The organism is Qipengyuania sp. R86523 (genome assembly GCF_044596365.1).
Classification (GTDB): domain Bacteria; phylum Pseudomonadota; class Alphaproteobacteria; order Sphingomonadales; family Sphingomonadaceae; genus Qipengyuania; species Qipengyuania citrea.
This window is the reverse complement of sequence record NZ_CP138997.1, coordinates 94,165-119,348: the sequence shown is the minus strand read 5'-3', so window position 1 is coordinate 119,348 and position 25,184 is coordinate 94,165. Positions and strand designations below refer to the sequence as shown.

General features: G+C 64.2%; 36 protein-coding genes. 24 read left to right on the top strand and 12 right to left on the bottom strand.

The features are described from left to right. Positions 1-18 precede the first annotated feature (18 nt). Positions 19-624 (bottom strand): thymidine kinase, encoded by a 606-nt coding sequence (locus tag SJY12_RS00655; RefSeq protein WP_160767561.1) that lies wholly within the window; start codon positions 622-624, stop codon positions 19-21. 102 nt (positions 625-726) lie between these two features. On the opposite strand from SJY12_RS00655, the gene SJY12_RS00650 reads away from it, so the two are divergent. Continuing rightward, on the top strand, positions 727-2,376 hold the full coding sequence (locus tag SJY12_RS00650; RefSeq protein ID WP_397505663.1) for an AbgT family transporter: 1,650 nt from the start codon (positions 727-729) through the stop codon (positions 2,374-2,376). A gap of 70 nt (positions 2,377-2,446) precedes the next feature. On the opposite strand, the gene rbfA is transcribed toward SJY12_RS00650, so the two are convergent. The 9 genes from rbfA to pspF all read right to left on the bottom strand — a co-directional run bounded on the left by rbfA (position 2,447) and on the right by pspF (position 10,986). After that, the gene (gene rbfA / locus SJY12_RS00645; protein WP_050600344.1) at positions 2,447-2,848 is read right to left on the bottom strand and encodes a 30S ribosome-binding factor RbfA; all 402 of its coding nucleotides are present in this window, start codon (positions 2,846-2,848) and stop codon (positions 2,447-2,449) included. Beyond that, positions 2,848-3,387 carry a DUF1697 domain-containing protein gene (locus SJY12_RS00640; RefSeq protein WP_269420725.1) on the bottom strand — a complete coding sequence of 180 codons (540 nt, stop codon included), beginning with the start codon at positions 3,385-3,387 and terminating at the stop codon, positions 2,848-2,850. Before SJY12_RS00640 ends, rbfA begins: the two co-directional genes overlap by 1 nt. Next, positions 3,387-3,797 (bottom strand): PaaI family thioesterase, encoded by a 411-nt coding sequence (locus tag SJY12_RS00635; RefSeq protein ID WP_397505662.1) that lies wholly within the window; start codon positions 3,795-3,797, stop codon positions 3,387-3,389. Before SJY12_RS00635 ends, SJY12_RS00640 begins: the two co-directional genes overlap by 1 nt. Further along, entirely contained in the window at positions 3,797-4,228 is a 432-nt protein-coding gene (locus tag SJY12_RS00630) for a PaaI family thioesterase (RefSeq protein WP_397505661.1), read from the bottom strand. The genes SJY12_RS00635 and SJY12_RS00630 overlap by 1 nt, the downstream gene beginning before the upstream one ends. Before the next feature lie 17 nt (positions 4,229-4,245). After that, complete coding sequence (gene infB / locus SJY12_RS00625) at positions 4,246-6,789, bottom strand: translation initiation factor IF-2 (RefSeq protein ID WP_050600181.1); 2,544 nt, start codon at positions 6,787-6,789, stop codon at positions 4,246-4,248. Beyond that, entirely contained in the window at positions 6,789-7,541 is a 753-nt protein-coding gene (locus SJY12_RS00620) for a DUF448 domain-containing protein (RefSeq protein ID WP_050600180.1), read from the bottom strand. The genes infB and SJY12_RS00620 overlap by 1 nt, the downstream gene beginning before the upstream one ends. Further along, a complete protein-coding gene (nusA, locus tag SJY12_RS00615) occupies positions 7,522-9,183 on the bottom strand; it encodes a transcription termination factor NusA (RefSeq protein ID WP_397505660.1) in 1,662 nt (553 codons plus the stop codon). Before nusA ends, SJY12_RS00620 begins: the two co-directional genes overlap by 20 nt. Further along, positions 9,183-9,761, bottom strand: a complete 579-nt coding sequence (gene rimP, locus SJY12_RS00610) for a ribosome maturation protein RimP (RefSeq protein ID WP_397505659.1) — start codon at positions 9,759-9,761, stop codon at positions 9,183-9,185. Before rimP ends, nusA begins: the two co-directional genes overlap by 1 nt. A gap of 199 nt (positions 9,762-9,960) precedes the next feature. Further along, complete coding sequence (pspF, locus tag SJY12_RS00605) at positions 9,961-10,986, bottom strand: phage shock protein operon transcriptional activator (RefSeq protein WP_397505658.1); 1,026 nt, start codon at positions 10,984-10,986, stop codon at positions 9,961-9,963. A gap of 169 nt (positions 10,987-11,155) precedes the next feature. On the opposite strand from pspF, the gene SJY12_RS00600 reads away from it, so the two are divergent. The 14 genes from SJY12_RS00600 to SJY12_RS00535 all read left to right on the top strand — a co-directional run bounded on the left by SJY12_RS00600 (position 11,156) and on the right by SJY12_RS00535 (position 15,924). Further along, complete coding sequence (locus SJY12_RS00600; RefSeq protein ID WP_197458144.1) at positions 11,156-11,308, top strand: hypothetical protein; 153 nt, start codon at positions 11,156-11,158, stop codon at positions 11,306-11,308. A 95-nt stretch (positions 11,309-11,403) separates the two neighbouring features. Further along, positions 11,404-12,201 (top strand): phage shock protein PspA, encoded by a 798-nt coding sequence (gene pspA, locus SJY12_RS00595; RefSeq protein WP_197458143.1) that lies wholly within the window; start codon positions 11,404-11,406, stop codon positions 12,199-12,201. A gap of 4 nt (positions 12,202-12,205) precedes the next feature. After that, positions 12,206-12,502 (top strand): envelope stress response membrane protein PspB, encoded by a 297-nt coding sequence (gene pspB, locus SJY12_RS00590; protein ID WP_050600175.1) that lies wholly within the window; start codon positions 12,206-12,208, stop codon positions 12,500-12,502. After that, positions 12,499-12,876 carry an envelope stress response membrane protein PspC gene (gene pspC, locus SJY12_RS00585; protein ID WP_050600174.1) on the top strand — a complete coding sequence of 126 codons (378 nt, stop codon included), beginning with the start codon at positions 12,499-12,501 and terminating at the stop codon, positions 12,874-12,876. The genes pspB and pspC overlap by 4 nt, the downstream gene beginning before the upstream one ends. Before the next feature lie 31 nt (positions 12,877-12,907). After that, a complete protein-coding gene (locus SJY12_RS00580) occupies positions 12,908-13,219 on the top strand; it encodes a hypothetical protein (protein WP_050600173.1) in 312 nt (103 codons plus the stop codon). Continuing rightward, entirely contained in the window at positions 13,216-13,554 is a 339-nt protein-coding gene (locus tag SJY12_RS00575) for a hypothetical protein (protein WP_397505657.1), read from the top strand. Before SJY12_RS00580 ends, SJY12_RS00575 begins: the two co-directional genes overlap by 4 nt. Continuing rightward, complete coding sequence (locus tag SJY12_RS00570) at positions 13,554-13,862, top strand: hypothetical protein (protein WP_397505656.1); 309 nt, start codon at positions 13,554-13,556, stop codon at positions 13,860-13,862. Before SJY12_RS00575 ends, SJY12_RS00570 begins: the two co-directional genes overlap by 1 nt. Next, on the top strand, positions 13,862-14,176 hold the full coding sequence (locus tag SJY12_RS00565) for a hypothetical protein (RefSeq protein WP_397505655.1): 315 nt from the start codon (positions 13,862-13,864) through the stop codon (positions 14,174-14,176). Before SJY12_RS00570 ends, SJY12_RS00565 begins: the two co-directional genes overlap by 1 nt. Continuing rightward, positions 14,173-14,448, top strand: coding sequence for a hypothetical protein (locus tag SJY12_RS00560; protein ID WP_063512488.1), 276 nt, complete (start codon positions 14,173-14,175; stop codon positions 14,446-14,448). Before SJY12_RS00565 ends, SJY12_RS00560 begins: the two co-directional genes overlap by 4 nt. A 30-nt stretch (positions 14,449-14,478) precedes the next feature. Further along, positions 14,479-14,718: a hypothetical protein gene (locus SJY12_RS00555; RefSeq protein ID WP_050600169.1), complete on the top strand. Its 240-nt coding sequence runs from the start codon at positions 14,479-14,481 to the stop codon at positions 14,716-14,718. 2 nt (positions 14,719-14,720) lie between these two features. Further along, on the top strand, positions 14,721-14,891 hold the full coding sequence (locus SJY12_RS00550; RefSeq protein WP_197470561.1) for a hypothetical protein: 171 nt from the start codon (positions 14,721-14,723) through the stop codon (positions 14,889-14,891). 41 nt (positions 14,892-14,932) lie between these two features. Then, positions 14,933-15,340: a SufE family protein gene (locus SJY12_RS00545; protein WP_063506911.1), complete on the top strand. Its 408-nt coding sequence runs from the start codon at positions 14,933-14,935 to the stop codon at positions 15,338-15,340. A gap of 1 nt (position 15,341) precedes the next feature. Next, positions 15,342-15,692, top strand: a complete 351-nt coding sequence (locus SJY12_RS00540) for a YbaN family protein (protein ID WP_050600167.1) — start codon at positions 15,342-15,344, stop codon at positions 15,690-15,692. Between the two features lie 73 nt (positions 15,693-15,765). Beyond that, positions 15,766-15,924, top strand: a complete 159-nt coding sequence (locus SJY12_RS00535; protein ID WP_082835542.1) for a YqaE/Pmp3 family membrane protein — start codon at positions 15,766-15,768, stop codon at positions 15,922-15,924. Positions 15,925-15,957: 33 nt separating this feature from the next. On the opposite strand, the gene SJY12_RS00530 is transcribed toward SJY12_RS00535, so the two are convergent. Then, the gene (locus SJY12_RS00530; protein ID WP_050600166.1) at positions 15,958-16,476 is read right to left on the bottom strand and encodes a sterol desaturase family protein; all 519 of its coding nucleotides are present in this window, start codon (positions 16,474-16,476) and stop codon (positions 15,958-15,960) included. 49 nt (positions 16,477-16,525) lie between these two features. After that, positions 16,526-16,951 carry a thioesterase family protein gene (locus tag SJY12_RS00525; protein ID WP_063512490.1) on the bottom strand — a complete coding sequence of 142 codons (426 nt, stop codon included), beginning with the start codon at positions 16,949-16,951 and terminating at the stop codon, positions 16,526-16,528. A 91-nt stretch (positions 16,952-17,042) separates the two neighbouring features. On the opposite strand from SJY12_RS00525, the gene leuC reads away from it, so the two are divergent. The 9 genes from leuC (at position 17,043) to SJY12_RS00480 (ending at position 25,107) form a co-directional block, all read left to right on the top strand. Further along, entirely contained in the window at positions 17,043-18,500 is a 1,458-nt protein-coding gene (leuC, locus tag SJY12_RS00520) for a 3-isopropylmalate dehydratase large subunit (RefSeq protein ID WP_397505654.1), read from the top strand. A gap of 6 nt (positions 18,501-18,506) precedes the next feature. Beyond that, on the top strand, positions 18,507-18,665 hold the full coding sequence (locus SJY12_RS00515; RefSeq protein WP_063507105.1) for a hypothetical protein: 159 nt from the start codon (positions 18,507-18,509) through the stop codon (positions 18,663-18,665). A 79-nt stretch (positions 18,666-18,744) separates the two neighbouring features. Continuing rightward, positions 18,745-19,350: a 3-isopropylmalate dehydratase small subunit gene (gene leuD / locus SJY12_RS00510; RefSeq protein ID WP_397505653.1), complete on the top strand. Its 606-nt coding sequence runs from the start codon at positions 18,745-18,747 to the stop codon at positions 19,348-19,350. Next, positions 19,347-20,345, top strand: a complete 999-nt coding sequence (locus SJY12_RS00505; protein ID WP_063507103.1) for an NADPH:quinone oxidoreductase family protein — start codon at positions 19,347-19,349, stop codon at positions 20,343-20,345. The genes leuD and SJY12_RS00505 overlap by 4 nt, the downstream gene beginning before the upstream one ends. Before the next feature lie 92 nt (positions 20,346-20,437). Next, positions 20,438-20,764 (top strand): DUF1476 domain-containing protein, encoded by a 327-nt coding sequence (locus SJY12_RS00500; RefSeq protein ID WP_050600160.1) that lies wholly within the window; start codon positions 20,438-20,440, stop codon positions 20,762-20,764. A 4-nt stretch (positions 20,765-20,768) separates the two neighbouring features. Continuing rightward, on the top strand, positions 20,769-21,002 hold the full coding sequence (locus tag SJY12_RS00495; protein ID WP_050600159.1) for a BolA/IbaG family iron-sulfur metabolism protein: 234 nt from the start codon (positions 20,769-20,771) through the stop codon (positions 21,000-21,002). Between the two features lie 34 nt (positions 21,003-21,036). Beyond that, positions 21,037-21,366 (top strand): Grx4 family monothiol glutaredoxin, encoded by a 330-nt coding sequence (gene grxD / locus SJY12_RS00490; RefSeq protein ID WP_050600158.1) that lies wholly within the window; start codon positions 21,037-21,039, stop codon positions 21,364-21,366. Between the two features lie 290 nt (positions 21,367-21,656). Continuing rightward, a complete protein-coding gene (locus SJY12_RS00485) occupies positions 21,657-22,445 on the top strand; it encodes an NUDIX hydrolase (RefSeq protein WP_397505652.1) in 789 nt (262 codons plus the stop codon). Positions 22,446-22,707: 262 nt separating this feature from the next. After that, positions 22,708-25,107, top strand: a complete 2,400-nt coding sequence (locus tag SJY12_RS00480; RefSeq protein WP_397505651.1) for an ATP-binding protein — start codon at positions 22,708-22,710, stop codon at positions 25,105-25,107. Positions 25,108-25,184 lie beyond the last annotated feature (77 nt).

Below are 25,184 nucleotides of genomic sequence, written 5' to 3'. Positions count from 1 at the left end.
TAGATAGGGTGCGCCGGACTAACCCGCCAGCGGTTCGCCGGGATAGGCCCCACCCAGCTTGTCCACGAAGTGCCGGCGGCACAGCGCGACATAACGGTCGTTACCGCCGATTTCGGTCTGGGCGCCTTCGCTCACCGCCCGTCCCTCCGCATCGACGCGCAGGTTCATGATCGCCTTGCGCCCGCAATCGCACACCGCCTTCAGCTCGACCAGCGCATCGGCAATGCCCAGCAGCGTGGCGGAGCCGGGGAACAGTTTTCCCTGGAAATCGGTGCGCAGCCCATAACACAGCACCGGAATGTCCGCCGCATCGGCCAGCCGCGCGAGTTGCCATACCTGCGTTTCGGACAGGAACTGCGCTTCGTCGACCAGCACGCAGGCGACCCGCTCCTTCGCATGGTCGCCCAGCACGCGCGCTTCGATATCGGTTTGCGCGTCGTAGCGATGCGCTTCGCTGGCCAGGCCGATCCGGCTCGAGATCGCGCCGAAACCCGGCCGGTCGTCGAGCGCAGCGGTCCACAGCGAGACCCGCATTCCGCGCTCGTTGTAGTTGAATGCGGCCTGCAGCAGCGTGCTGCTCTTTCCCGCATTCATGCTGGCATAATAGAAATAGAGCTTGGCCATGCGCTGGCCCTAGCCCCCGGCGGCGTGGCTGTTAAGAAGGGCGTCACATGCGATCGGGGATGATCGCCCCGACGAGAGACGACAAGAGACCAGGGAACTTCGATGGCTGAGGCGACGACAGCGGAAAACACCCAGACCGGCATTCTGGGCTGGGTCGAGCGGACGGGCAACAAACTGCCCGACCCGGTATTCATCTTCTTCTACCTGATTATCGCGCTGGTGGTGGTTTCGATTGTCGCGGCGCTCTCGGGCGTGTCGGCCTTCCACCCCACCGCCATCGACGAAGCGACCGGGTCCGCGCTGCGGATCGACGCGGTCAGCCTGCTTTCGCCCGAGAACATCCAGCGCCTGTGGGTCGAAATGCCCGCCACGTTCACGCACTTCCACCCGCTCGGCTACGTGCTCGTCGTGATGCTGGGCGCGGGCGTCGCGGAACGTTCGGGCTTCTTCGCCGCCGGCATGTCGAAAGCGGTCAAGAGCGCGCCCAAAGCAATGCTCACCCCGGTGGTCGCGCTGGTCGCGATGCTCGGCAACCATGCCGCCGATGCGGGCTATGTCGTGCTGATCCCGCTTGCCGGCATCCTTTTCGCCGCCGCCGGGCGCCATCCGCTGGCCGGGATCGCCGCCGCATTTGCCGGCGTGTCGGGCGGTTTCTCGGCCAATATCTCGCCCGGCCAGCTCGATGCGCTGCTGTTCGGGATCACCGAGGAAGCGGTGGGCGCGAGCGCGCTCGACCCGCTGTGGACTGCCAATATCGCGGGCAACTGGTTCTTCATCAGCGTGATGACCTTCGTGTACCTGCCGATCATCTGGTATGTCACCGACAAGATCGTCGAACCGCGGCTCGGCCCGTGGAAAGGCGGCGCGACTGCCGGCGCGCAGGCCGACGACATGAGCCCCGATCCCGCCGGCGAAAGCGGCGCGCTGGCGGCCAAGGGGCTGCGGCATGCCGGCTATGCCGCGCTGTTCGTGGTCGCGCTCTGGCTGCTGATGGTCTTCGCCCCGGGCACGCCGCTGGTCGACGAAGCCGCGTGCGAGGCGGTCCCTGCGGCCGATTGTTCGATCCATACGCAGCTTGCGCCGCTTTACCGCAGCCTCGTCGCCGCCTTCTTCCTGCTGTTCCTGCTGACCGGCTGGGCCTATGGCCGCGCGACCGGCAAGATCAGGTCGCACCGCGACCTGGTCGAGATGATGGCCGAGAGCATGAAGGACATGGGCTATTACCTCGTGCTCGCCTTCGCCGCTGCGCATTTCGTGGCGATGTTCGGCTGGTCGAACCTCGGCCTTATCAGCGCGGTGCATGGCGCGGCGGCGATCCAGTCGACCGGCCTGCCGCTTCCGCTGGTGCTCGGCCTGATGGTGCTGTTCACCGGGCTGCTCAACCTGTTCGTGGGCTCGGCAAGCGCCAAGTGGGCACTGCTTGCGCCGATCCTCGTGCCGATGCTCATGCTGCTGGGGATCAGCCCGGAAGGCGCGACCGCAGCGTACCGCGTCGGCGACAGCGCGACCAATATCATCACCCCGCTGATGGTCTACTTCCCGCTGATCCTGGTCTTCGCGCAGCGCTGGCAGAAGGACTTCGGCCTGGGCAGCCTGACCGCGATGATGATCCCCTATTCGGTCTGGCTACTCATCTCCGGGACGGTGCTGATCGTGCTGTGGTTCTACCTCGGCATTCCGCTCGGGCCGGATGCGCCGGTCGGCTACATGCTGCCGGAAGTCGCCGCGCCCACGGCGCCGCTCATGAATTGATCCATGCGTTCGTCATCCCCGTCAGCGCGGGAATGACGAATTGCAGGTGCATGGAACCCCGGGCGCGCGCCTAGTCGTCGGTATCGTCGAGGTCGCGCGCGACCTTGGGGTCGGACAGCAGCTTTTCGATCCGGCTGGCTTCGTCGAAGCTCTCGTCGGGCTGGAAATTGAGCCTGGGCGCGAATTTCAGACCGAGCCGCTGCGCGACTTCCTTCTGGAAGAACGCGGTGTTGGTCCGCAGCGCCTTGAGCACCTGGCCCTCGTCTTCGCCGAGCAGCGGCTTCACATAGGCCTTGGCGTTGCGCAGGTCGGGTGTCATGCGCACTTCCGTCACCGCGATGTTGCTGGCGGAAAGCACGTCGTCATGCGCCTCGCCGCGCGCGAGCAGTTCGGACAGGATATGGCGGACCCGCTCGCCCACCTTGAGGACGCGGACCGATTGCTGTTCGGGAGTGGAGTCGTTTCGGGCCATCAGGCAAGTCTTTCGGTAAGTCGCTTGAGCGATCGCATGTTGCGCGCCGTGCCCTGGCAGCCGAGGCGGCGCTCGATAAAGGCGGCAGTCAGCTTGCTGGTGCCGACACCGTTCACATAATCGATATGGAGTGCGCGTGTTCCAGGGGCGATCCGCTCGTCCCCGCGCCCGGCATGGTCGGCAAGGAGCCGTTCGAAGCGTTCCGGTCCGGGCTGCGCGGTGAGAAAGTGGACGTGGACGAATTTGTCTTCGCCCGTGCCGGAGAAGGGATTTTCCGCGATCGCCGCTTCCAGTTCGGCGGCGCTGAGTACCAGTGCGAAGGTATCGACGCCCAGTTCGCTGCGCACAATATCGGCAATCCGGTCGGGCAGTTCCTTTCCCAACACGCCGGTTGGCGGGTCGAACAGGATATTGCCGCTGGCGACGACGGTCTCGACATCGGCGAAGCCGTGCCTGGTCAGCGCGCCGACCAGATCCGCCATCGTGATACGGTTGCCGCCGACATTGATCGACCCGAGCAGAGCGAGACGACGCCCCATCAGGCGGCCCCGCCCGGGCGCGGTGTAGGGATCGCGGTGCTGGTTGCGCGGGCGAGCAACTTGCCCGCCTCGTCGAACAGTTCGCCTTCGAGGAAGATGACCTTGCGTCCGCGGCGGATCACGCGGCCCTTGCCGATGACCGGCCCGGCCATGACCGGCTTCAGCAGGCTCATCGAGATGTCGAGATTGAGCGGCGCCTCTTCGTGGTCGGTGGCCCAGACATGCGCCCAGCCCATCACCTCATCGAGGAAGCCCGCGACAAGCCCGCCCTGCACGCTGCCGCGCGGGGTGATGAAGCTGTCGGGCGCGTGGAAACGCAGGGTGATTTCCTCGCGGTCCTTGTCGAAATGGTCGAACTCCACGCTGAGCAATTTGGCGTGCGGCGCGCCGAGGATGGCATTGTCGGCCATCAGTCGTCCTTTCCCGGCAGCGGCGTGGGAATGGCGCTCGAAGTGGCGCGCACCAGCAGATTGCCGTCCTTGTCGAACAGCTCGCCCTCGAGGAAGGCGACTCGTTTGCCTAGCTTGAGCACGCGTCCCCTGGCAGTGACGGTTTCCATCGGAACCATGCGCAAATAGGTGAGGTTCATGTCGAGATTGAGCGGCAGGCGCTGCGCCGCCGCACCGAAGCGGGCTTCGGTAACGGCGAGCAGCGCCCCGCCCATCACTTCATCGAGGAACCCCGCAATGAGGCCCCCCTGCACCGCGCCGCGCGGGCTCGCGAAGCTCGGCGGCGGGGTGTAGCGCGTGGTCAGCTCGCCCCGCTCCACATCGAAGGAGACGAAGTCGCTCGCCATCAGCTCGGCCGATGGCGAACGCCTGCCTTCGTGGATTTTCGCCATCCGTCCTCAGCCCCCGGTCACAGCGTGCGTTCGCGCTCCTCGACTTCGAAGACTTCGAGCTGGTCGCCCGCCTTGATGTCGTTGGTATCGGCCAGCACCACGCCGCATTCGAGCCCGGCGCGGACTTCGTCCACGTCGTCCTTGAAGCGCCGCAGCGAGGCGATGGTCGTTGCCGAAACGATGACGTCGTCGCGCGTGAGACGGGCGAACAGGCCCTTGCGGATGACGCCTTCCTCGACCAGCAGGCCGGCGGCCTTGTCCTTCTTGCCCGAACGGAACACTTCCTTGACCGCGGCACGGCCCACGACGTGTTCGATCCGTTCCGGACCCAGCTCGCCTGCCATCTCCTTCGCGATTTCCTCGGTCAGGTGGTAGATGACGTCGTAATACTTCATCTCGACGCCGTCGCGCTTCACCAGTTCGCGCGCCTTGGCGTTGGGACGCACGTTGAAGCCGATGATCGGCGCGTTGGAAGCAGCCGCCAGCTGGACATCGCTTTCGGTGATCGCACCCACGCCGGCGTGCAGCACGCGGACCTTGATGAGATCGTTCGACAGATTGTGCAACGCGGTCGTGATGGCTTCCACCGAACCCTGCACGTCGGCTTTCACCAGTACGGGGAACTCGACCACATTCGACGCGAGGTTGTTGAACATCGTATCGAAGCTGGTCGGGGCCAGCGCGGTGCGCTTCTCGGTTGCCTTTTCCTGGCGGTATTCGGCGACTTCGCGGGCACGCTGTTCGTTCTCGACCACGCTCAGCACGTCACCGGCCGACGGCACGCCGCCAAGGCCGAGGACCTCGACCGGCATCGACGGACCGGCCTTCTTGATCTGCTTGCCCTGGTCGTTGACGATCGCGCGGACGCGGCCGCTCTGCGTACCGACCACGAAGGTGTTGCCGCGCTCCAGCGTACCGCGCGTGACGAGCACGGTGGCCACCGGGCCGCGGCCCTTGTCGAGCTGTGCTTCGATGACCGTGGCTTCGGCCATGCGGTCGGGATTGGCCTTCAGCTCGAGCAGTTCGGCCTGCAGGCTGATCGCGTCGAGCAGCTTGTCGAGACCGGACTTCTCCTTGGCCGAGATTTCCACGTCCTGCACATCGCCCGACATCTTCTCGACGATCACTTCGTGTTCGAGCAGACGCGTACGGATGTTGTCGGGATTGGCTTCGGGCTTGTCCATCTTGTTGATCGCGACGATCATCGGGACGCCCGCGGCCTTGGTGTGATTGATGGCCTCGATCGTCTGCGGCATGATGCCGTCGTCGGCCGCTACCACCAGCACCACGATATCGGTGACATTGGCACCGCGCTGGCGCATCTCGGTAAAGGCGGCGTGACCCGGCGTGTCGAGGAAGGTGATCGTATCGCCGCCCTTCGTATTCACCTGGTAGCTGCCGATATGCTGCGTGATGCCGCCGGCTTCGCCCTTGACGACATTGGCGCCGCGCAGGGCGTCGAGCAGGCTGGTCTTGCCGTGGTCGACATGGCCCATGATCGTGACCACCGCGGGACGCGGCTTGAGCGTCTCGGGCGGATCGACGTCATCGACATTGGCGATGTCGACATCGGCTTCCGAGACCTTCTGGATGTTGTGGCCGAACTGGTCGACCAGCAATTCCGCAGTGTCCTGGTCGATCGTCTGGTTGACGGTCACCATCATGTCGAGATTGAAGAGTTCCTTGACGAGATCGGCACCCTTTTCGCCCATCCGCTTGGCCAGTTCGCCAACCGTGATGGCTTCGGGGACGATGACGTCGCGGACCTGCTTTTCGCGCGGCTTCGAGGGGCCGCCCTGCATGCGGCGCTCCTTCTCGCGGGCGCGCTTGAGCGCGGCGAGCGAACGTGCACGGCGTCCTTCGTCCTCGTTGAGGGCCTTGTTGACCGTCAGCTTGCCGGCGCGGCGCTTGTCCGGCTTCTCGGCAGTGCGCGCGGCCTTGTCGTCCTTCTTCTTGCGCTCGGGCTTCTTGGGCTCGGGGCGCGCAACCGGGGTGAAGCGGCGCGGCGCCGGCGACGGGGTCCCGGCAGCGGCCTTGTCACCCGCAGGCGTTTCCGCCGCGGTTTCGCCAGCAGCCGCAGCGGGTTCTTCCGCGGGCTGCTGCGCCGGCTTCTGCGCCTCCTCGGTAGCGGCCTTGGCGGCCTCTTCCTCGGCCTTGCGCTTCTCTTCGGCGCGTTTCTTCTGGTCTTCGGCAGCCTGGCGGGCCTGCTCTTCCTCGCGCTTGCGTGCGTCCTCGCTCTGGCGCAGGCGATCTTCCTCGGCCTCGCGCTGCAGACGCGCGACGCGTTCCTGCGGGGTTTCGTCGGCGGGCGCAGCCGGTTTCTTCGGCGCAGCCTTCTTGGCCACCGGAGCCGGTGCCGGCTCGGGAGCGGGCGGCGGCGGCGGCGGCGGGGGCGGCGCAGCAGGCGGGGTTTCGCCGGGCTTCACGAGCTTGCGGCGGCGCTTCACCTCGACCGCGACCTTGTTGGTGCGGCCGTGGCTGAAGGTCTGCTTGACCTCGCCCGGCTGAGCACCCTTGAGGGTCAGCGGCTTGCGGGCTGGTTTCTTGTCGTCGTCGCTCATTATTGCTCGTTTCTCTCGTTCGTCTCGTTCAGTTCGTCATCCGGCGCGCATACGGAGGCGCGCCGCTCAGCGGTGGGCAGGTCATGCCCCAGATAGTGCATGAGGCGCGTCAGCGGTTTCATGACCCTCGCGACCGCAGCATCATCGGCCAGCGCCAGATGGACGACATTGTCGCGGCCCAATGCCACAGACAGAGCGCTCCGGTCCAGTGGCAGTTCGAGACCGCGCTCGCCCGACCCTTCCGCATCGCGTCCGACGCGCCACGCCTGGTCGAGCTTCTTGCGCCCGTCTTCGCTGGCATCATTGGCATGCAACAGCATGGCCACTGCGCCCCCGCGCGCCGCTTCCGCGATGCGCTGGGTGCCCAAGATAAGGCTTCCGACGCGCATTTCGAGCCCCAGTCGGTCGAGCAGCACGCGAGTCAGCGCATCCTCGACCATCTGCGGCAGCGTTTCGGGCAATTCCAGATCGCCGGTCTTGAACGCGCGCGCAAGCGCTCCCTTCAGCTTGCCCGAGGCCAGCGCCGCTGCGAATTCCGCGCGCGGGGCACCGGTCCAGGCGCCGCGTCCGGGCGCTTTTTCATGCGCATCGGGCAGCACCAGTCCGGCAGGCGAAACCGCCAGCCGCACGAGTGTTTCGCGCGGGGCGGTCTCCCCCGAAAGAATGCACCGCCGTTCGGGCTCGGAAGCTTTCCGTGCCTTGGGCGTGCCAGCGATGTCGGACGTCAGGCGCTCATTGGGTGGAGTCCGCATCGGCGGCCTCCTGCGTGTCGGTCGCTGCGGCAGGTGCCGGGGCTTCCTCTTCGTCGTCGAACCAGTGCGCGCGGGCAGCCATGATGATCTCGTTGCCCTGCTCTTCGCTCAACCCGTATTCGCCCAGCACGCCGGCCTTGTCCTGTTCGCGGACCGAGGGGCGGCGCATCGGCGGACCGTCGGCATTGTTGCGCCGACGCGGGGCTTCGCGCTTTTTCTGGATCAGCTCGTCGGTGGCGAGATCCGCCAGGTCGTCGAGCGTCTTGATACCCGCCTTGCCCAGCGTCACGAGCATCGCTTCGCTGAGGTGCGGCAGTTCGGCGAGGTCGTCCTCGACGCCCAGTTCGCGGCGTGCCTCGCGGTGCGCGGCCTCCTGGCGGTCGATCGCTTCCTGTGCGCGGTTCTGCAATTCGCTGGCCAGGTCTTCGTCGAACCCTTCGATCGCCGCCAGCTCGTCGAGCTCGACATAGGCGACTTCCTCGAGTTCGGCGAAGCCTTCGGCGACGAGCAGCTGCGACAGCGTTTCGTCGACGTCGAGCTCTTCCTCGAACATCTTCGAGCGCTCGGCGAATTCCTTCTGGCGTTTTTCCGAGGCTTCTTCCTCGGTCATGATGTCGATCTGGTTGCCTGTTAGCTGGCTGGCGAGACGCACGTTTTGGCCGCGGCGACCGATGGCGAGCGACAGCTGGTCATCGGGAACGACGACTTCGATGCGGCCCTCTTCCTCGTCGAGCACGACGCGGGCGACGGTGGCCGGCTGGAGCGCGTTGACGATGAAGGTCGCGCCGTCATCGCTCCACGGGATGATGTCGATCTTTTCGCCCTGCAGTTCCTGCACGACCGCCTGGACGCGGCTGCCCTTCATGCCGACGCAGGCGCCGACCGGGTCGATGCTGCTGTCGTGGCTGATCACGCCGATCTTGGCCCGGCTGCCCGGGTCGCGGGCGGCGGCCTTGATCTCGATGATGCCGTCGTAGATTTCGGGCACTTCCTGCGCGAACAGCTTGCGCATGAAATCGGGATGCGCGCGGCTGAGGAAGATCTGCGGGCCGCGGTTGTTGCGTTCCACCTTGGTGATCAGCGCGCGCACGCGTTCGCCGACCCGCGCGGCTTCGCGCGGGATCTGCTGGTCGCGGCGGATCACGCCTTCGGCACGGCCGAGGTTGACGATCACATGGCCGAACTCGACCGACTTGATCACGCCGGTGATGACTTCGCCCGCGCGGTCCTTGAATTCTTCATACTGGCGCTCGCGTTCGGCATCGCGGACCTTCTGGAAGATCACCTGTTTCGCGCTCTGCGCGTCGATACGGCCGAGATCGACCGGCGGCAGCGGATCGACGATGAAGTCACCGACCTTGGCGTCGTCCTGCAGCTTTTCGGCGGCCTTGAGATCGATCTGCTTGAAGTAGTCCTCGACTTCCTCGACGACCTCGACGACGCGCCACAGGCGCAGATCGCCGGTCAGCGGATCGAGCTTGGCACGGATGTCGTTTTCCGCACCATAACGGTTGCGGGCAGATTTCTGGATCGCTTCTTCCATCGCCTCGATGACGATCGCCTTGTCGATCATCTTTTCCGAAGCGACCGAGTTTGCAATCGCGAGGAGTTCAGCCTTGTTGGCGGAAATGGCACTGGCCATCAGTCGTCTGCCTTTTCTTCGTCAGGAATGTCGGGGGTTTCGACAATTTCGTCGGCACCGCTCGTGTCGAGCGGCTGGGTGGCGGCAATCAGTTCGTCGGTCAAGACGAGCTTCGCCGAATGGATCTGGTCGCGAGGGATCGTAACGAGCCCCTGCTTGCGGTCTTCGATGGTGACGATGTTGCCGTCGATGCCCTTGAGTTCGCCGCGCAGGTTGCGCTGGCCGTCATAGCTCTTGGCCATGGAAATCTTGGTTTCGTGCCCGGCCCAATTGGCGAAATCCTTCGCCCGGGTCAGCGGCCGGTCGATCCCCGGACTCGATACTTCGAGGTGATAGGCCCCGGCGATCAGCACATCGCCCTGCTCTTCGAGCGCATCGATCCGATCGGACACGCGGCGCGACAGGCCGGCGCACTGTTCGATCACCAGCTGGCCCGTGGCGGGATCTTCGGCCATGATCTGGAGCGCCTCGCCGCCATCACCGGCTTCGGACGGCATCATCTTGACGCGCACGAGCTCGAATCCAAGGGCCTGTGCCTCGGGTTCGATTACTTCGGTCAAGCGGTCCAGGTCGGCCATGCAGTCTCCAATACGCGCCCCATGCGACAATGGGGTTTCGTGCCGGCCCCTCGCGGCGCCAGCCCCTCCAGTGTCGCGACAATGTCGGGATGCCCAGCCAGATAGGCGCGAGTCCTGCGAAAAGCAAGCGGTAAGCGGGAAGCGCCGAACAGCGCGCGATTGCAACAGCTTGGCGGGCGCCCGGCCGGGCCCGCACCGGTCAGTCGTCGTCGGTCAGCCCGTGCTTCTTGATGCAATGGCGCAGCTGGTCGTAAGTCAGGCCGAGCGCCTTGGCAGTCTGGCGCTGGTTCCAGCGATGCTTGCCCAGCGCATGCTCGACGATCGCGCGCTCATGCGCATCCACCGCTCCGCGCAGGTCCGCGACGAGATCGAAATCGGGCGTGGCAGGCGCAGCCGCTGCAGCCGACTGCTGCGCCGGACTGTCCTTGCGCGGGCCCGGGCCGGCGGGTTTCCACGGGCTGTCGAAGGGATCGAACACTACGTGCCCGATCGGCTGGTCCCAATCGTCCCAGCGATAGATCGCGCGTTCGACGACATTGCGCAATTCGCGCACATTGCCCGGCCAGTCGTGCCGTTCGAGCTGGTCGGCGACATGCGGCGCGAAACCGGGCCAGCCTTCCCAGCCGAGTTCTGCGGCCATGCGGCGTCCGAAATAATCGGCCAGCACCTCGACATCGCCTTCGCGCACGCGCAGCGGCGGCAGGGTGATAACCTCGAAACTCAGCCGGTCGAGCAGGTCGGCGCGAAACTCGCCCTGCTCCGCCTTGGCCGGGAGGTCCTCATTGGTCGCGCCGACGATCCGCACGTCGACGCGCATCGGGCGGCTTGATCCGATCCGCGTAACCTCGCCATATTCCACCGCGCGCAGCAACCGTTCCTGCGCACCGGTCGATAAAGTGCCCAGTTCGTCGAGAAATAGCGTGCCCTTGTCGGCTTCCTCGAACCTTCCGGCGCGCGCCTTGGTAGCACCTGTGAACGCGCCCGCCTCGTGTCCGAACAGTTCGGCTTCGATGAGCGTTTCGGGCAAGGCGGCGCAGTTCATGACGACCAGCGGTTCGTCCCAGCGGGTGGAAAGGCGATGCAGGCGTTCGGCGATCAGTTCCTTGCCCGTTCCGCGCTCGCCCACGACGAGCACGGGCCGCCGCATCGGCGCTGCCCGGCTGGCCCGTTCGACCGCATCGAGGAACGCCCCCGACTGGCCGACAAACTGATTTCCCCGCTCCATGGCCAAGAGATAGGAATATTTCCCAATGCTTGGCAAGAAAAACCAACACGCCATTTGATGTATCTGCAAAAACCCCCGCTATCCTCCCGTTTCCGGGGTTTGGCACACCGCTTGCTTAACCTAGGACAACAGCAATTGGCCCACCGGCCCCAAGGGAGGTAACCCACAAATGTACAACCGCAGCTTCTTCCGCAGCCAGCTTGGACAGGCCGCAATCGCCAGCATCGCTGCGATGGCCACCTTCGTCGTACTGAGCTCGCAGATCGCGGTGACGACGCCCACGCCGGTGCTGGCCGCATATGAACAGGTCGAGATTGCATGACCCTGCCCCCCGATCATGATCCCCTAGGGCCGGAGCGGCAGTCCCCCGAAAACCGCCGGGACAACGACACCGGCGACGCTTCGGCCCGCCCTCGCTTGTCGCGTATCGAGGAGGAGGTAGAACGGCTGCGCCGCTCGCCAACTCCGACGCGCGACAGCGGACGGTCGAAGGGATCGGACTTTTTTTCCAGTGGAGCACCTTTAATGGGCATTTTCAGCCGCACCCGCGATATCATCGCTGCCAATTTCAATGACATGCTCGACAAGGCGGACGACCCCCAGAAGATGATCCGCATGATCATCCTCGAAATGGAGGAAACGCTGGTCGAGGTCCGCGCCAGCGCCGCGCGCACGATTGCCGACCAGAAGGAAATGCACCGGCACACGGTCAAGCTTGACAAGCTCCAGGCGGACTGGGGCGAGAAGGCGCAGCTGGCCGTGTCCAAGGATCGCGAGGATCTTGCCCGCGCCGCGCTGGTCGAGAAGAAGAAAGCCAGCGACATGAGCGAGCAGCTCAAGCAGGAAATCGCCGTGCTCGACGATGCGCTGCGCGCCTACGAGCAGGACATCCAGAAGCTGCAGAACCGCCTGCGCGAAGCCCGCAGCCGCCAGACCGCGATCGCCGCGCGTCTCGAAAGCGCCGAGAACCGCGTCAAGCTGCGCAGCCTGATGACCAACGAACGCGTCGACGATGCACTCAGCCGCTTCGACCAGCTCGAACGCCGGGTCGATTATGCCGAAGGCCGCGCCGATGCGCTGAACATTGCGGATCAGTCGGACAAGCCCAGCCTGTCAGACGAGATCGCCGCGCTCGAGGGCGCCGATGCGATCGACGACGAACTCGAACAGATGAAAAAGGCGCTCGGCAAGGGCAGCGCCGGCAAGGAGGACTGAACCCATGGAAGAGATTATCATCATTCCCGCGATCTTCATCGGGCTTCCGTGGATCATCCTCCACTACATCACCAAGTGGAAGACCTCCGCGACGATCACCGGCGACGACGAAGCGCTGCTCGAGGAACTCTACAACCTCGCCAAGCGGCTCGATGACCGGATGGACACGGTCGAACGCCTCGTCGCCAGCGACAACCCCGAATTCCGTCCCGCCCGCATCGTCCACGACAGCGAACAGGACAACCAGCAGCTGCGCGAACTCGAACAGCTGATTGCCGAGAAAAAAGGAGCCAGCCAGTGAACAGCCCCCGCACGACACTTTACCGCGACAAACAGAACGCGAAGCTCATGGGTGTGTGCTCGGGCATCGCGGATTACACCGGGGTCAACGCCTTCTGGGTCCGGCTCGGCTTTCTCGGCCTGACCTTCATGACCGGTGGATCGACGATCCCGTTCTACTTCATCGCCGGCCTGCTGCTGAACAAGAAGCCTGCGCACCTCTATGTCGACCGCGAAGAGCAGACCTACTGGCAGCGCGTGCGGCAGAACCCCAAGCGTACCGCGCGCGAAATCCGCGCCCGGATGAAGGACGTCGACCGCCGCCTGGCCGAAGTGGAAACCTTCTACGTCAGCAACAACCCGCGGCTGACCGCCGAGATCGAACGCCTCCGGTAATCCGGCAACCGACACAGGGGGAGCACAAGCAATGTTCGACTGGGCCTATCTCATTCCGCTGGCGCCGTTCCTGATCGGCGGGCTGGCAATCTGGACCCGCCACCAGCACAAGATGGCAGAGATGCAGCTCAGCGCGACCGCCGAGAGCACTGCCGAAAAGGCCGCCCAATATGCCAGCCGCGTGGGCGATCTCGAAGAACGGGTCCGGGTGCTCGAACGCATCGTCACGGACAGCGGCTACAACGTGGCAACACAGATCGAAGCCCTGCGCGACCAGCGCAGCGTGGAAGCGACCGACAGCGGAACACCGCTCGATATGAAACAGGGAGAACACAGGTCATGAATTGGGGTGGACCCGAATTCGTCATTGCCATCATCGCGCTGAGCACCGGTGGCTGGCTGATCAACAACTGGATCCGTGCCAAACACGGTTATTCGCTCGAGGATGAATGGGGCGGCAAGACCGAACGCAGCGACACGGCGGAAACCAAGGCACTGAAAGCCGAGAACCGCCAGCTGCATGACAAGCTCGACACCATGCAGGACCGCATGGTGGTGCTCGAGAAGATCGTCACCGACCGCGGCTATTCGCTGCATGACGAGATCGAGGCGCTGCGCGACAAGCCGGCAAGCGATGCCGGCTTGCCGCTGAACCTCAAGCGCGGGGAGAAAGCGTAATGGAATTCATCACCGAAACCACCGTCATCGGCGGCGTGATCGCCATGTCGCTGGCCTGGGTTGCCAATACCTGGATCCGCGTCAAGAACGGCTACCCGCTCGAAAACAGCTGGGGCAAGTCGGTCTATCCCAAGAACGACCAGGCGGTCGAACGGGTGAAGCTGCTCACACAGGAAAATGCCGAACTCCGCGCCGAACTCGGTTCGGTGAAGGACCGGCTCGGCAATGTCGAACGTATCGTCACCGACAGCGGTTATCACCTTACCCATGAGATCGATCGCCTTCGCGACACGAAGGATGCCAACTGATGGATGCCGACCTGCTTCTGATCTTCGGTTTCGTGCTCGCCATCCTGCTGATCGTGCTGACCTTCGGTACGCTCGCAGGCAACCGCAGCCGGGCCCATAAGTTGCAGAGGCTCGAGCTGGAAGCGCGGATCGCCGAAGCCAAGGCCGGACAAGCGGCCACGGGCAATACCGAACATCGCCAGCTGGAAGAACGCATCCGCGTGCTCGAACGCATTGCCACCGACGGCAATCACGCGCTGGCATCGCAGATCGACGAATTGCGCGACCTCCAGGAAATCGAGGACCGCACCATGCCGCAGGGAGCGACCCGATGAGTTTCTGGACCGCCATTGTCGCAATCGTCGCGATTGCCACGATCGCCGCCGTCATGCGCGAGCGTTACCGGGCAATGGGACGCATCGAACGCGGCCGGCAGCAAGAGAGCGAGGATCGTATCTCTGCCGCCGAGAAACGCGAAGTCGAGGAATTGCGCGAACGCATCAAGGTGCTCGAACGGATCGCAACCGACAACAATTCGCTCGATGCACGGCAAACCAAGCAGATCGCAGCCGAAATCGAAGAACTGCGCGACAAGCAGTCCGATTGAGGCGGCGAGGTTCAAGGAGGACATGAGGTTATGTTCGAACCGACTTTGATAATCGCAGGCGCAGCGCTGGTCGGCCTGACCATCGTGGCCGCCGCCCTCCTGCGCGCCTGGCAGGGCTGGCTGGCGCTCAAGCGCGAGGAGCTGGACCGCCACCCCGCGGCCGACCGGCCCGACAGCGGATCGACGATCGGCGCGGCGCGGATCGAGCTGGCCGACCTGAAGGAACGGATCAAGAAACTCGAAGCCATCGCCAGCGGCGTCGACCTGTGACCGTGGTCCGCACCGACGCCGCGCGCGCCGGGATCGGCCTTGGCAGTGCCATTGCGGTGGCCATCAGCTGGAGCCTGCACGGCTCGATCGTCTGGGCCGCGATCCATGGCTTTTTCGGCTGGTTCTACGTGCTCTACCATGCGCTCACCCGGCCCGGCGGCCTGTTCGGCTAAGCCCGATGGACGCCCGCAGGCACGCCCGCTAAAGGCGCGCCATGCGCACACTTTCCGACATTGCCGAAGAATACGAGTTCCTCGAAGGCGACGAACGCTATCGCCTGCTGATCGAACTGGGCCGCGAACTCGAAGCGATGCCCGATGCCCTCAAGACCGATGCCACGCTGGTGCGCGGCTGTTCGGCACAGGTGTGGGTCTATCCCACTGGCGAGGCCGACACATTGCACTTCCTGGCCGACAGCAACGCTGCGATCACCAAGGGGATCGTCGCGCTGGTGATTGCCGCCGTGCAGGATCGCCCTGCCCACGAAGTCGCGGCCATGGACGTGGCTGGCGCGCTTAAACCCTTCGATCTTAAGAACCAGCTTTCGAGCAATCGCACGCAGGGCGTGCCGAACATGATTGCACTCGTCCGGGAGCACGCGGCGCGAATCGCGGCCGGGTGACTTGAAACGGCCGCTCTACAAGGGCCTCGGCTTCCTTGCCGTCGGGCTTGGCGCCGTGGGTGCGGCCCTGCCGATCATGCCGACCGTGCCTTTTCTCCTCCTGGCAGTCTATTTCTTCGCCCGGTCGAGTCCCGAGCTCGAGCAGAAGATCCTCGATCATCCCCACTGGGGGCCGCATGTGAAAGACTGGCGCGAGCGCCGTGCGATCAGCCGCAGGTCGAAGACCATGGCGATCGGCGCGATGGCCACTGGCGCGGTGTTCACCTGGTATACGCTCGGCCATCCCTGGTACTGGATTTCAGTCGCCGTGCTGGTGATCTGCGGGAGCTGGATTGCCACGCGCAACGAATAGGCCGGCGGAACCGCGCGCGCCCCGGCCCGTTGATGACCCGAACGACGGGAGGGACGACAAAAGGACATTTCCCATGGCAATTCTTATTCTTATCGCGACCATTCTGCTGCCCCCGCTCGGCGTTGCCGCCAAGCACGGGCTCGGCAAGACCGCGCTGATCAATCTGGTGCTGACGCTGCTGGGCTATATCCCCGGCCTGATCCACGGATTGTATGTAAACTACGCCAAGTAAGACCGCACACGGCGGACTGGAAGCGCCGGGGCCTCAGGCTCCGGCGCTTTCGCGTACGATGGCGATGCCCGCTTCGCGCTGGCGGCGCAATTCGGCCTTGAGTGCTGCCGGGCTGCGGGCGAAGACGAAGCCGAAGCTGACCCCACCTTCCTTGCCGATCGTGGCATGGTGCAGTTTGTGCGCCTGGACCAGACGCTTGGCGTAACCGCTCTTGGGCACCCATTTGAAGTAGCGCTGGTGAACCAGCCCGTCATGCACCAGCGTGTAGATGAGGCCATATGCCATTATGCCGAGCCCGATCCACGTGGCCGGCCACCAGGCCCCCTCGCCCATCACCCATTCGCTGCCCAGCGCGAACATCGAAATGCTCATCGCCGCGCCGACGACCGCATAGAGATCGTTTTTCTCAAGCAGATTGTCGTGCGGTTCGTGATGGTCGCGGTGCCACCCCCAGCCGAAGCCATGCATGATGTATTTGTGGCTCGCCCATGCGACCCATTCCATCGCGACCACGGTCGCCAGAACGATCAGTGCGGGGATGAAAACGGCCATTGCGTGAATATAGGAGCTAGCGCGCGGCAGGCAAAGGGCGGTCGGCGCTTTAGCTGCCGGTTTGCGCCTTCGGCTTGCCGGGCAGGCCGAAACAGGTTTCGGCGACTTCGCGGCTGATTCGTGCCGGTCGCAGGCTCTTGGCATCGATGCAGCACCACATGCTCTGCACTTCGGCCAGCACGTCTTCGCCGCGGCGAATCACCGTATTGTAGAAACTGCGCGCGCCGGCGATCTTCTCCAGCACGGTTTCGGCGATGACATCATCGTCGAGAAAGGCCGGGCGGCGATAGGTGATCTCGTGCTTGAGCGCGACCCAGGCCTTGCTGGCCACTTCCTCGGCGGGGGCGAGTTTCTGCCAGTGCGCGAGCACTGTGTCCTGCACCCAGTTGAGATAGCGCGCGTTGTTCACGTGCCCCATGAAATCGATATCGTCCGGGAGGACCTTGATCGGAAAGGTGAATGGCTTTGCTGACATTTATGTCAGTAGAGCAGGGAAAGGTTAAGTTTGGAAGACTCTTGTTTTGCCTTTTTGCGCAGGTGGGCTTCCTCCCGCACATTCCCGGGCCATGGGCAACACACCGCGCACGCTTTACGAGAAGATCTGGGACCAGCATGTCGTCGAACAGCGCGACGATGGCACCTGCCTGCTCTATATCGACCGTCACCTGGTTCACGAGGTCACCAGCCCGCAGGCCTTCGACGCGCTGCGCCTGGCCGGACGGCAGGTGCGCCGTCCCGACCTGACGCTGGCGGTCCCCGACCATAATCTGCCCACCACGCCGCGGGTGGCCGCGGATGGTTCGCGGCTGCCGATCGAGGATGCACAAAGCGCTGCCCAGCTCGCCGCGCTCGAACGCAACGCCCCCGGATTCGGAATCGATTACATCGATGCGGTCGCGCCCGAGCAGGGCATCGTCCATGTCGTCGGCCCCGAGCAGGGTTTCTCGCTGCCCGGTGCGACCATCGTATGCGGCGACAGCCATACCGCCGCGCACGGCGGCATCGGCGCGCTGGCCTTCGGGATCGGGACCAGCGAGGTTGAACACGTGCTGGCCACGCAGACGCTGCAGTTGCGCCGTTCGAAATCGATGGAAGTCCGCGTCGATGGCGCGCTGGGCCCGGGCGTCACGCCCAAGGACCTGATCCTGCATATCATCGGCGTCATCGGCACTGCCGGGGGCACCGGCCATGTCATCGAATACCGGGGTGAGGTGTTCCGCAAGATGAGCGTCGAAGGCCGCCTGACGGTCTGCAACATGAGTATCGAAGGCGGTGCCCGCGCCGGACTTATCGCCCCCGACGATATCGTCTTCGACTACCTTCGCGGCCGCCCCTATGCGCCGCGCGGCGACGACTGGGACCGCGCTGTCGCATGGTGGCGCTCGCTGGTGACCGACGATGGCGCGGTGTTCGACAAATCGGTCGTGATCGATGCCGCCGACATCGAGCCGACGGTCAGCTGGGGGACCAGCCCTGAGGATGTCGTGCCGGTGGGCGGGACCGTGCCCGAACCCGCCAGCTTCGCCGACCCTTCCAAACAGGAAGCCGCGCGCAAGAGCCTCGATTACATGGGGCTGGAACCCGGCATGCGGATCGAGGACATCGCGGTCGAGAATGTCTTCATCGGCAGCTGCACCAACAGCCGGATCGAGGACCTGCGCGCCGCGGCGCAGGTGCTCGAGGGCCGCACCAAGGCGCCCAATGTCCGCTGGGCGATTGTCGTGCCCGGTTCGGGACTGGTCAAGCGGGCCGCCGAAGCCGAGGGACTCGATCGGATATTCATGGACGCCGGTTTCGAATGGCGCGAACCGGGCTGTTCGGCCTGTCTCGCGATGAATCCCGACAAGGTACCACCCGGCGAACGCTGCGCATCGACCAGCAACCGCAATTTCGTCGGCCGCCAGGGGCCGGGCGCACGCACCCATCTGGTCAGCCCGGCAATGGCGGCTGCCGCCGCGGTTACGGGGCGGCTCGCCGATGTGCGCAAGCTACCCCTTGCCAAGCGAACGGTGGCTGACCATTGAGAACCGATGACCAAGAAGCTTTCCGGAAAAGCCGCCATCGTCGGGGCCATCGGCTCCGCCGCCGTTGCCGCAGCCTTGCTCTATGCGAACAAGCGCAAGGAGAAGAAGAACGGACCGCGCCAGCCGGGTCCGATCCCTTCGGGGGAAAATCCCGAAACCGATTGATCTCACACGTCGCTGGGGGGAGAGCCATGGCGCCGAAATCAGGATTTGGGACCGCGCCACGCGTGGCGGGGGCCGTGCGATGAAAGCCGTGTCCACGATCGAAGGCCGCGCGATTCCGCTGGGGCTGAAAAATATCGACACCGATGTGATTATTCCCGCGCACTGGCTGAAGACGGTCAGCCGCGAAGGCCTCGGCGAAGGCGCGTTCGAGACGATCCGCGCAACCCCGGGCAACCCCTTCGATGTCGAGGATTTCGCGCAGGCGCCGATCTTGATCGCGGGCGACAATTTCGGCTGCGGATCGAGCCGCGAACATGCCGCATGGGCGATGCTCGACATGGGTCTTGCCGCGGTGATCGCGCCCAGCTTTTCCGACATTTTCGCCGGCAACGCCTTCAAGAACGGAATCCTCGCGGTCGAATTGCCGCAGGAACATGTCGATCGCCTGCTCGAAGTCGCGAAAGAGCAGCCGGTCACCATCGACCTCGAGAACCAGGTCGTCACAACGCCATTCCAGGATCGCTTCGCATTCGAGATCGATCCGTTCCGCAAACGCTGCCTGCTCGAGGGACTCGACGAGATCGGCCTGACGCTGGGCAGCGAAAGCGCCATCACACAACACGAACAGACGCGCGGGGGCGCCCTGCCCTGGCTCGACAAACCACAGAGGAGAGAAGCAGCGTGAAGGCAGTCCTTTCAAAGGAAACCGGCGGACCCGAAACCCTGGTCGTCGAGGATATCGACGCCCCCACCCCCGCCAAGGGCGAAGTGCTGGTCAAGGTCGCTGCCTGTGCCATCAATTTTCCCGACACGCTGATTATCCGCGACATGTACCAGTTCAAGCCGCCCCGCCCGTTTGCTCCGGGTGGCGAGATCTCGGGCACGATCGAGGCACTGGGCGAGGGCGTCGAAGGCTTCGCCGTGGGCGACCGCGTGATGTGCGGCATCGGCAATGGCGGGCTGCAGGAAAAGGTCGCGGTGGCGGCCGAACGGCTGTTCAAGGTGCCCGAGGGGATCGACCTGGTAAAAGCCAGCGCGCTGCTGATGACCTATGGCACCACGATCCACGGCCTGAAGGACCGCGGCGATATCAAGGAGGGCGAAACCGTCCTCGTGCTCGGCGCAGCGGGCGGTGTCGGCCTGTCGGCGGTCGAACTGGCGAAGGCCTATGGCTGCCGCGTCGTGGCCGCGGTTTCGACCGAGGAAAAGGGCGCAGTCGCCAGGCAGCACGGCGCCGACGAAGTAGTGATCTATCCGCGCGCGCCGTTCGACAAGGATACCTCCAAGCAACTGGCGAGCGACTTCAAGGCGGCGGTCGGCCCCAATGGCGCGGATATCGTCTACGACATCGTCGGCGGCGATTATTCCGAACCCGCATTGCGCGCGATCGCCTGGGAAGGCCGTTTCCTCGTGATCGGCTTCCCCGCCGGGATCGCCAAGATGCCGCTCAACCTCACCCTGCTCAAGAGCTGCGACATCCGCGGCGTGTTCTGGGGCGCCTTTACCGCGCGCGAGCCCGAGCGCAATCAGCGCAATATCGAGGAACTGTTCGACCTGTGGAAGGCGGGCAAGATCAATCCGCTGGTCAGCGAGACCTATCCGATCGAACGCGCGCATGAGGCCATCGCCAAGCTCGAAAACCGCGGCGCGATTGGCAAGCTCGTGGTCACAATGGAATAGCCGCTCGCGCGGGAGGATCACACAAGCGCCCTTGCGGGCTTGCGGGGCCGCGCCTATTCCGGCCCCCGACATTCCATCCCGAGAGGACCATCATGACCGATTTCAAGGATCGCGAACGCGGCGAGGAAGCCAAGTTCGCCTTTGACGAGGAAAACGCCTTCAAGATCGCCGCCCGGCGCAACCGCCTGGTCGGCGAATGGGCGGCAGGCCTGATGGGACTGACCGACGAGGAAACCGACGCTTACAAGAAAGCGGTCGTGCAGGCCGATTTCGAGGAAGCGGGCGACGAAGACGTGATCCGCAAGCTGCTGGGCGATCTCACCGCGGCCGACTGCGACGTCAGCGAGTCCGATATCCGCACCAAGCTGGAAGAATGCGCTGTCGAAGCGCGGCGCCAGTTCATGAGCGACGGGGCCTGATCGGATGCCGATGGCTGCCGACGACATTGTCGCGTTGATCGAGGAAGCCCTGCCCGGTGCCAGCGTCGAGATGCGCGACCTTGCGGGCGATAACGATCACTGGGCGGCCAAGGTCACGGCGCCCCAATTTGCGGGGCTGACACGCGTCAAGCAGCACAAGCTGGTGTATGACGCGCTGGGCGGGCGCATGGGCGGCGAACTGCACGCCTTGCAACTCACCACCCAAGCCCCCACCTGATTCCGACCACCAGATTCATACAAAGGACGGGCCGATGTCCGACACCAACCAGCGCATCGCCGACATCGTTGGCGCCAACGACGTCACGCTTTTCATGAAGGGCACGCCGCTCTTCCCGCAGTGCGGCTTTTCCAGCCGCGCGGTGGCCATTCTCGATCACTGCGGTGTCGCCTATGACAGCGTCGACGTGCTGCAGGACATGGAGATCCGCCAGGGTATCAAGGCCTATTCGGACTGGCCGACGATCCCGCAGCTTTATGTGAAGGGCGAATTCGTGGGCGGCAGCGACATCATGATGGAGATGTTCGAAGCCGGCGAACTCCAGCAGATGCTCGACGAAAAGCAGGTCGCCAAGGCGTCTTGATGATTTTGCGATACGGCGTCACGCGCGCCGTATCCTCCCAGAACGGGTAAGGCCCGCCGGGTGGAGAACCGGGCGGGCCTTTTGTTCGTCCGGATGCTGGGGGGAGCATTCCGTTGAAGACCGAACATGATACCCATCGATATGCATCCCCCGTGCCAAACTCCATGCAACGCCGCTATCCGGCGCACCTCAATGGTAAACGCGATTTTTCCCGCGATACTTAGTGTAAAATAGCCCGACAGGCGCTGTTTACCTTTGCGCTTGGCATTCCCCCCTCCCCCCGCCACAACATGGGCATGAGCGAACAACCACAAGCCGGGCCCGCAGGCATTCCCGCTGCCACCGTCGTCATATTCCGCAATGCGCCGGCCGGCGGCCCGCCGGAAATCCTAATGACGATCCGTTCGCGCGAAATGGTCTTCGCCGGCGGCATGGCGGTGTTCCCGGGCGGCCGGGTCGATCCCGCCGATTTCGATCTCGGCGCGCGGATCGGCGGACCGCTCGATCCCGAAGAGGCGGCCCATCAGGTCGCAGTGGTTCGCGAAACGCTGGAGGAGACGGGTCTCGCGATCGGGCTTGCAGGCGAAATCGATGCCGACAAGGCGCGTGCCGCACGCCGGTTCCTTCAGCAAACCGGTGAGCTTGCCCCCGTGCTCGAACATTTCAACTGGGAACTTGATCTGGCCCAGCTGGTGCCGTTTGCGCGCTGGTTTCCCAAGAACGAACGGATCCCGCGTGTCTACGATACGCGCTTCTATCTGGCCGATTTGGGCACCGGGGCGGTCGAGATCGAAGCCGACCTGTCGGAAAACACGCATCTGTTCTGGATCAGCGCCCAAGGCGCGCTCGACGCTGCCGAACAGGGTGACATCAAGGTGATCTTTCCGACCCGGCGCAATCTCGAACGGCTGGCGATGTTCGACAGTTTCGCGGCCGCGCGCGCGCAGGCGGAAGCCATCCCCGTGCGCACCATTACCCCCTTCATCGACGATACCGATGGCCGGTCATGGCTGCATATAGGTGAGGATTTCGGCTATCCGGTCACCGGTGAACCGCTGGAGAATGCGGCGCGCGGCTAATCTCGCCGGATCGACCAGGCCCCCGGGCTGGCGATCCGTAATGCGACCCGTCTGGCCAGAGCGCTTTTATGCGAAAAACATCAGGGTTTCCCACATTGCGGCCCAAAGCTTTTTTAAGCGCCCGTCATGTACAGCCTGTTGATAGTGCCCGCCATTTCTCGACGGCCTTTTCGGTTCTTTCCGGCGGGATTGTACCAACAGCCGCTATCTTGCATACCGCAGGAGCAATAGTGCGCAAAACTCGGGGTCGGGCGTCGTAGACATGAGCATGGATTTGCAATCGGGTCTGCTTGGCTTCGCTCTCGGTGCCGTCGCGGTCGTGCTGCTGGCGCTGTGGCGTACCGCACGCAGCAGCAACCGTGGCAAGACCGAAGCCGTCGCTGGTCTGCCCGGCAAGACAGCGCCTGTCGCCCCCACGATCGAGGAAGTCGTCGAGGGTCTGCCCGACATGATTGTGGCTATCGGGGCCGATCGGGTCCGCCGCTATGTCAGCCCATCATGCAAATGGCTGCTGGGCTTTACGCCCGAGGAAATGATCGGCCTCTCGCCAATCAACGCCATCCATCCCGATGACCGCGCCCTCACCATGGAAGCCAGCGAAAAGCTGTTCAGAGGCGAGGTTTCGTCGACGCTGACCACTTACCGCCACAAGCATGCCGATGGCCATTATGTGTGGCTCGAAGCGCATATGACGACGCGCTGGCACGACGATGGCGAGATACGCGATTTCGTGGGCGTCGTGCGCGATATAGGGGGACGGCGACGCCAGAAATTGCGCGACAGCGAGCGCAATGCGCAATTGCGCGAAAACAACCGCCTGCTCCAGATGGCAGAGGAGAGCGCCAATATCGGACACTGGCGGGTCGACGTGCAGGAAGGCACGCTGTTCTGGTCCGACCAGGTCTATCGCATCCATGGCGTGGACAAGGACTTCGTCCCCGACGTGGCTTCCGGCCTCGACTTCTACTGTGAAGAAGATCGCGCGCGGGTTTCCGAAATGGTCGACAAGGCGTTTTCCGAAGGGGCCAATTTCGAATTCCAGGCCCGTATCGTGCGCCCCGACGGTGAGCTGCGCCATGTGGCCAGCCTGGGCAACGCCGAAACCGCGCCCACGGGGGAAGTCGTAACGGTATTCGGCATTTTCAAGGATATCACCGAAACGGTGGAGGCCGAAGAGCAACTCCGCCAGTCGCGCGACATTGCCGAGCGTGCTTCGCAGGCCAAGGCACATTTCCTGGCCAATATGAGCCATGAAATCCGCACGCCGATGAACGGCGTGATCGGGTTCGCCGATCTGCTGCTCGAAAGCGAGCTCGAGAAAGAGCACCACGACTATGCGCGGATGATTTCGGATTCGGGCAAGGCCATGCTGCGCCTGCTGAACGAATTGCTCGACCTGTCGAAGATCGAGGCCGGCCGGATGCAATTGACCCGCGAGCCGGTCAATTTCGGGCATATCGTACGCAGCAGCGCGCGCTTGTTCGAACCCAATGCCAAGGCCAAGGGTATCAGGCTCGACATTGATGTCCCCCCGGACATGCCCGAAGGCATTGGCGACAAGTTGCGCATCCGCCAGATCGTCCTCAACCTCGTCGGCAATGCAATCAAGTTCACCGAGCGCGGATCGGTGCGCGTGGAGGCCTGCGAAAAAGACGGCAAGATCGTGTTCCGGGTGATCGATACCGGTATCGGCGTGCCGCCCGACCAGCTTGCCTACATCTTCGAGGAATTCGCTCAGCTCGATAATTTCGGCAAGGGCAAGGCCAGCGCTTCGGGCGGTGGCACGGGGCTCGGCCTGGCGATTGCGCGCCAACTCGCCGAACTGATGGACGGCCGGCTGACCGCCGAGAGCACGCCGGGCAAGGGGTCGACTTTCGAACTTGTCTTGCCCTTGGTGAAATGCCCTGCGCAGAAGTCCGCCGCCAAACAGGACAACTCGGCATCGAGCTACCGCACGGCGCTGGCCGGGCGGCGGGTGCTGCTGGCGGAGGACGCGGAAATAAACCAGAAGCTCATCGTCGCGATGCTCGCGCGCCTGGGAGTGGAAACGCAGGTTGCCGACGACGGTCAGCAGGCGGTCCAGCAGGTCATGGAGGCGAAGGCACAGGGCCGACCGTTCGATGCCGTGCTGATGGACATGCAGATGCCGGTCATGGACGGGCTCGACGCATCACGCGCGCTCCGCGCGAATGGCGTCGGTCCGCGCGAACTGCCGATCATCGCGGTTACCGCGAATGCCTATGCCGACGATATCGAATTGTGCATGGAAGCCGGCATGCAGGACCATGTCGCCAAGCCGATCTCGGCAGAACGGCTTGGCCCCTGTCTCGAACAATGGCTCACCAAACCGGCGCCGGGATCCGGCGAGTTGGCGGAAACCGACCTTTCGGTGGATGTGGACGATGCCCGGAACATGTACGAACAGCGCAAGCTCGAACTGCGTAACCAGCTTGCCGCGCTCGAGGGCGAGGACATGCTTGGTTCCGCGCAATGCGACCTGCTGCGCGACAAGCTCCACGTCATGGCCGGCATCGCCAAATACTTCGGTGACGAAGAACTCGGCCAGCTTGCAGGCCGGATCGAACGGGATCTGAAGCTTGCCGCCGACGACGCGAATATCGGCCGCGCTCTCGACGAACTGCGGCACTGGTTCGACACCTGAGCGATCAGCCGCGCGCGGGCACTCCGGCAAGCGGGGTGATCGGCCGTTGCCAAGCCGCAGACTTGCAGGCAGACTTT